At 46.4% G+C, this 5,232-nt stretch carries 5 protein-coding genes and 1 pseudogene; 1 reads left to right on the top strand and 5 read right to left on the bottom strand.

Annotated features, from left to right (window positions below; genetic code table 11):
* Positions 1-269 precede the first annotated feature (269 nt).
* Positions 270-770 (bottom strand): pilin, encoded by a 501-nt coding sequence (locus ACI351_RS07945; protein ID WP_439734712.1) that lies wholly within the window; start codon positions 768-770, stop codon positions 270-272.
* 80 nt (positions 771-850) lie between these two features.
* Here ACI351_RS07945 and ACI351_RS07950 point away from each other — a divergent pair, with 80 nt between their 5' ends.
* Complete coding sequence (locus ACI351_RS07950; protein ID WP_439734713.1) at positions 851-1,126, top strand: hypothetical protein; 276 nt, start codon at positions 851-853, stop codon at positions 1,124-1,126.
* Positions 1,127-1,491: 365 nt separating this feature from the next.
* Here the strand turns inward: ACI351_RS07950 and ACI351_RS07955 are convergent, their stop codons facing one another.
* From ACI351_RS07955 to ACI351_RS07970, 4 genes and pseudogenes are all read right to left on the bottom strand, one after another.
* Positions 1,492-3,936 carry a hypothetical protein gene (locus ACI351_RS07955; RefSeq protein WP_439734714.1) on the bottom strand — a complete coding sequence of 815 codons (2,445 nt, stop codon included), beginning with the start codon at positions 3,934-3,936 and terminating at the stop codon, positions 1,492-1,494.
* Positions 3,937-4,009: 73 nt separating this feature from the next.
* The gene (locus ACI351_RS07960) at positions 4,010-4,264 is read right to left on the bottom strand and encodes a hypothetical protein (protein WP_439734715.1); all 255 of its coding nucleotides are present in this window, start codon (positions 4,262-4,264) and stop codon (positions 4,010-4,012) included.
* Between the two features lie 253 nt (positions 4,265-4,517).
* A complete protein-coding gene (locus ACI351_RS07965; RefSeq protein WP_439734716.1) occupies positions 4,518-4,847 on the bottom strand; it encodes a hypothetical protein in 330 nt (109 codons plus the stop codon).
* 14 nt (positions 4,848-4,861) lie between these two features.
* Positions 4,862-5,232, bottom strand: a pseudogene (locus tag ACI351_RS07970) (lipoyl synthase); the annotation flags it as partial.

Consider the following 5,232-nt stretch of genomic DNA (forward strand, 5'->3'; position numbering starts at 1 on the left):
CTACATAAACAAATCTGAATTAGAATTGTTACTTTTTCAAAATTTTTCTTATATTGTATAATAAAAATTATTTTTTCACAAGCTTATAAAAAACATAAGATGAAATTTTTTGCACCGAAACATAGCCGGTATATTGAGGTTTCTGCCCCAACAATTATATTTCTAATTTCATCTGACACATTTTCTCAAACAGCAAGTCAAATAGTAGAAATAAATACTGTAAACTGCCACGGGCGGAAGCCCGTGGCAGTTTACATGCATAATAAAATCTAAAATTCCCAAATGGTTTGGGAAGAATTCGAACTCAACTTTTTCCCGCCCAAAGAAGAACATAATGCCAGTCCTTTTTTATCCCGTCCAACGCAAATGCGTTTATTGGAATAGGGTACCAAGCCGGGATTTCCATTAGGATCCCCCACCAGCTGAATGTAATACGAACTGCAATTGTCTTCCGGGCATACATACGGATTGCCTATTCCTTCATCAAAATTATATGAGTAATATTTACCCATACAAAAAGTATCATCATCTGCCGCACAATCCAAACTATTTAATTCAATAGATAAATCTTCCAAGCTGCAAGAGATACTGTCGCCCTTTTCCAATGCACATACCGCGGCGGCGGTTTGAATACTTTTAAGCAAACTGAGCGCTTCGGCTACGCGTGATTTCTCTACCGCCTTTTGATACTGCGGCAAGGCCACGGCTGATAAAATCCCGATAATCAATACAACAACGAGCAATTCGATTAAAGTAAAACCTTTTTTCATATAAAACTCCTTAGCAATCTGATTTAAAGGCTTATTTATAGGACAGTAAGTATCCAGCCAAAAATCAACCGCTAGAGAAAATGTATCAAAAAAAAAAAACGGGTCAACCCCTTGACAATTTTGTAAATCCGATTATACTAACTGATAAGCAGTTTATCCGCTGGGTTCGACTGGGTGTCGCCCCTAGCAGTACGCGGATGGCGGTAGCGGTGATCGTTACCGCAAAAGAAACGGCAGCAGCGCCGGAAGAAGTTAGCCTGCGTGCTCGGACGGCTAGAACGGTTCGTCAAGAATCGGACGGGTGCTTGGAAGGCGCAGAGCCAGATGTTACGGCGGCGGGGAAAACGGTGCATTAAGCGTTGTTTTTTCCATTTGCGGTTTCCGTTTCGTGGGACGTCGTAAAGCGGTAAGGGGTGAGCGGGCGCGGTTGCCGCTTCACGCCTGTAAGCGAATAAGACGACTGTCGTCGGGTTTCCGCCATAGATTGCTTGGAGGATAACCGGACACGAGGCGCGGCATAAATCCCAGTACCGGCCGGCAAGACGCAAAGAGGAGAAGTAAAGGAGTAAAGATGAGTAATAGTTAAACCCCTCGGTTTAGATAACCGAGGGGCTATTTTTATGTAAAGGCCCCTGCTATACAGGGGAATATGTTAGATAAAGAACGCCCTGCTGCGGATTTCCACAGCAGGGAGAATTTTATAATATCACCGTCTTTTATTTTACAGTCCGGCATCACGGCAGTAATCCGTGAGCACTTTATCCGCTTTCATCCGAGCAAGACGGCGTTTGAAACGCTTTTGTTTATCCGTCAGCTTTTTCCCTGCTTTTTCCCGTTTGGAAATAGCAGCCAACGCTTTGCTATTTTCTGTCTCAAAACGTGTTATGTCATCTGCAGTTACCACCAGATAACCGGAACATTTTTGACTAGCCAGCTGCCGTTTCTCCAGCGTTGCGGAGAGTTCTTGAAGCTGACGTTGTCGTTCCTCTAACAACAAGGCGGTTTGATTATTATAACGACGCACATCCGCCAATGTAATACCCAAATGTCGCAAATCGGCTTTCGCCTGCTCTACATCCTGCGGAACATTTAAGAAATAAAAACTTTCATAGCGTGCTAAGCTTTCTTCGTCCGTTTTATTATGTTGCACAAATGCACGAACCGCACACTCATTGTGTTTATGCACCAATTTGCTTTCGGCAAAGGCATAAAATGCACCGTCTGACAATTCTTGTCCGCAAATATAACACTTTTTTACTTTTGGAACAGAGACGGCGAGAGGATCACTTGATTTTTTAGCCGCTGGTTGCGCTGCTGGTTTAACCGAAGTATGGGCTGCTGGTTGCACTACTGGTTTAGGCGCAGATTTTGCAACGCGCGGGGTTGCTGCAGGTTTAACCGAAGTTCCGGCTGTTGGTTTAACTACAGGCTTAGCTGCGGGTTTAGCCGAAGTATGGGCTGCTGGTTGCGCTGCGGGTTTAGCCACGCGAGTGTTACCCGCCAAAGGCGCCGCGCCCGCCGCCCCTGATACAGTCGGTTTCCGCAACGGATCCCCCACATCAGCGTTACCCATAGCCAAGCTAATGCTTTCTTTTAGGGCTTGTGCCTCAAGTTCTCCATACGTCAACGCAGGCGCCGCTTTTCTTTCGCGGTCGTATCCGTATTTTTTGACATACGTGTTTAATTGTGTTGGAACAATCCGCAACCGGTTGTTTCCATCTAGACATTGAGGGCTGTGAAAATAAACGGTATGACGCCTTATCGTCGCAGTCCCCTCATCTTCCGGCAGAATCAGCTTACCACACTTTATGCAGTGATGGGGCTGTTTGGCTACGGCTTTCTCTAAATGCACAGGGTGGGGTCTATATGTGGCCAACACTGCTGGGTCGTAAAAAGAGTTTAGTTTTTTCTCCTCACCCAACAGTTGCTTATATTCTTCCAAAATAGGTTTTGTGGGGTCCTGACGCTCCAACTTGTTAGCCAACGCCCGAACTTTCGAGCGAAGATCCTCTAAATAGTTTACCTTGGCAGAATCCATCAAATTAGCAGTTTTTAACGGGAGAGGCGCAGTATCCACACGGGCGTTCAACGTCTGTATTTCTGCGTTCAACCGATTATATTCTGCATTCCATTTTGAGTAAGATTGTTCAAAAAATAACACCGCATCAATACGTTCTTTGTTTTCCTCAAGTTCATCCGCCGTTCTATAGGGCTGTCCATAAGCATAGCGAAAAGAGGAATAGTCGGGGCAAAAACTTTTCCACCCGTTTTTAACGCGATCAGAAACCGTACCTCGTTTGACAGCCATTAAATCTGCCATATTAATAATGGCTTCCACATCGTCGCAGCCGATGCGGGACAATTTGTCAGCTAACGTCATAATAGAAAACTGTTCCATAGTGCTGCTCTTAATCCCCATCCTCAAAAGTGAAAAATCCCGCACAATTACCAGGTCTTCGGCCTCCCTTTCCAATTCATTATCATATAAATCAGCCAAGCCCAACAAGTGCCCGATTTCGTGGGGAAGCAGTTTATCCGATTTAATATGGCACTTGCTTAGGCTCCGTCCACGAGTCCCAACGTTATAATCAAAGTAATGTGTATACCAGTTAATAACGCTATCTACCGCAGAAGCCTCCGCACAGACACGAGCGTCATAACCGCGTTCCCAACCGACCTTCAACGTTAAGTTCATACACGTTTTATCCGTAGAAACAGGACGGGACGGAGCTGGCGGCACCGGATCTTTTTTACGGCGGCGTTTGGTTTTTTGCTCCGGTTCAGTATCAGGCAGCGCAGCGGCACCCTGAACGCGAACCTCTATGGCAGAGGGAAAAGACTGCAAAAAATCGGCAAACTCAGCTTCGCGGCCGGAGGATTTAATTGTATCGCGGACAGTGTTTATCCACGAATCAAATGCTTTTTGAACCGACTCGCGCAAATTGCTCCGCAGGGCGGCCCCTTCCGCTCCTGAACGTTTTTTCAAATCGTTCACAGTTACCTCCAAACACGGCACGGTGCCCGCCGTTACGAAAGACTCCCCCAAACACGACGGCTTATTTTCTCCGTTCGGGCCGCGGGTTACACATTGGGGCAGCAATCCCCACGCACCGGCAAGAGATGGACATAATACACACACTAATAAGATAAAAGTAAGTTTGCGCATATAAGGTCTCCAATATATACTATATGTTTTATTGATACTTAAAAGACTACCCTGCGTGTAAACACGGGGAACTCTACTTTATATTATAGTCTACACTCCTTACAAAAACAAGTCCCAAACGCCCAAGATTTTTTGCTACCGTTCTTTTGCACGGCGGCTGTCGTCTCGTCGGCAACTTAATAAAAAGCTCTTTAAGTCCCACGGCCGGCAAGCTTAATTTGCCAAAACCGTGGAGGGAAAGCACGCCGCGGGCACAATTTTCCAGTTCGGTAAAATTTTTGGATTGAGGTTCAAAAATATCGCGGGACCCTCTTACTAATTTAGCCATATTCTTATTTTCGTATTTTATAGAGAGAAAAATAATCAACTCCCGACGGCGCATCGGAATTATTATTTGTGATGTGCCTGCCCCCTCTGCGGGCCATACCCTGAGGATCGCCGATTTATGGAAACGAATTTGTGTTTTATCGCCATTTCGGAAGGTTGTCATCCGGAATCTATGTTTATCCTGATGAGCAAGAACGGACGGAAAATAGCTTTCCGTCCCTTGTGCGTAAATCGCAAGTTAACATCAGCCGCTATTACTCCAATACGCTGGGCGGCGGCAAAGTATTTTCCTCTTGAGGCACACTCTGTGCCGACGAGTCCCCCGTGTCGTTCTCGGTTTCCTCATCTTGCAAAGGCGTTAAAATCATTTCTTCAAAACTTTCGTCCGGCACGGATATATTTTCTTCCGCTGGCATTTGTTCAATAGCCGAAGGCGTAATCACGCGTTCGCGCGGTTTTTCATCAGAGACCGTTTGACGCGACGTGCTGGAATACGTATTGCCCGGGTTCCACCACGCGGGCGGCATTCCGGAACAAGCGCATACTAAAAAAGCGGCGGGAAACAACAGTAAAAGTTTCTTCATACGTTTATTATACCCTATTTATCCGCGCAAACGGAAATTCCTTTTGCCCGTGCATACAATGCACCCGCACGATAACTGCTGCGCACCAGCGGGCCGCTCGCTACCCCTTTAAACCCCAGGGACAACGCATACGCTTCCCACGCGCGGTATTCTTCCGGCTCGGGGTAACGCGCCACGGGATAGTGCGCAGATGACGGCGCCAAATACTGCCCGATCGTCAGCAAATCTACGCCTGCTGCGCGAAGATCTTTCATCAAGTTTTTAATCTGCGCGTCCGTTTCGCCAAGCCCTACCATAACCCCCGTTTTGGTAAGAATATGCGGCGCAATTTTTTTGCTTAACTCCAAGACTTTCAGCGTTCGCTCATACTTCGCGCCGATACGCA

The sequence above is a fragment of the Candidatus Avelusimicrobium sp. genome (genome assembly GCF_051874775.1).
Taxonomy (GTDB): domain Bacteria; phylum Elusimicrobiota; class Elusimicrobia; order Elusimicrobiales; family Elusimicrobiaceae; genus Avelusimicrobium.

What these genes read in the sequence shown, in the direction of transcription:
- ACI351_RS07945 (WP_439734712.1), bottom strand. Translation starts at nt 770, where the DNA reads ATGAAAAAAGGTTTTACTTTAATCGAATTGCTCGTTGTTGTATTGATT.
- ACI351_RS07950 (WP_439734713.1), top strand. Translation starts at nt 851, where the DNA reads ATGTATCAAAAAAAAAAAACGGGTCAACCCCTTGACAATTTTGTAAAT.
- ACI351_RS07955 (WP_439734714.1), bottom strand. Translation starts at nt 3,936, where the DNA reads ATGCGCAAACTTACTTTTATCTTATTAGTGTGTGTATTATGTCCATCT.
- ACI351_RS07960 (WP_439734715.1), bottom strand. Translation starts at nt 4,264, where the DNA reads ATGGCTAAATTAGTAAGAGGGTCCCGCGATATTTTTGAACCTCAATCC.
- ACI351_RS07965 (WP_439734716.1), bottom strand. Translation starts at nt 4,847, where the DNA reads ATGAAGAAACTTTTACTGTTGTTTCCCGCCGCTTTTTTAGTATGCGCT.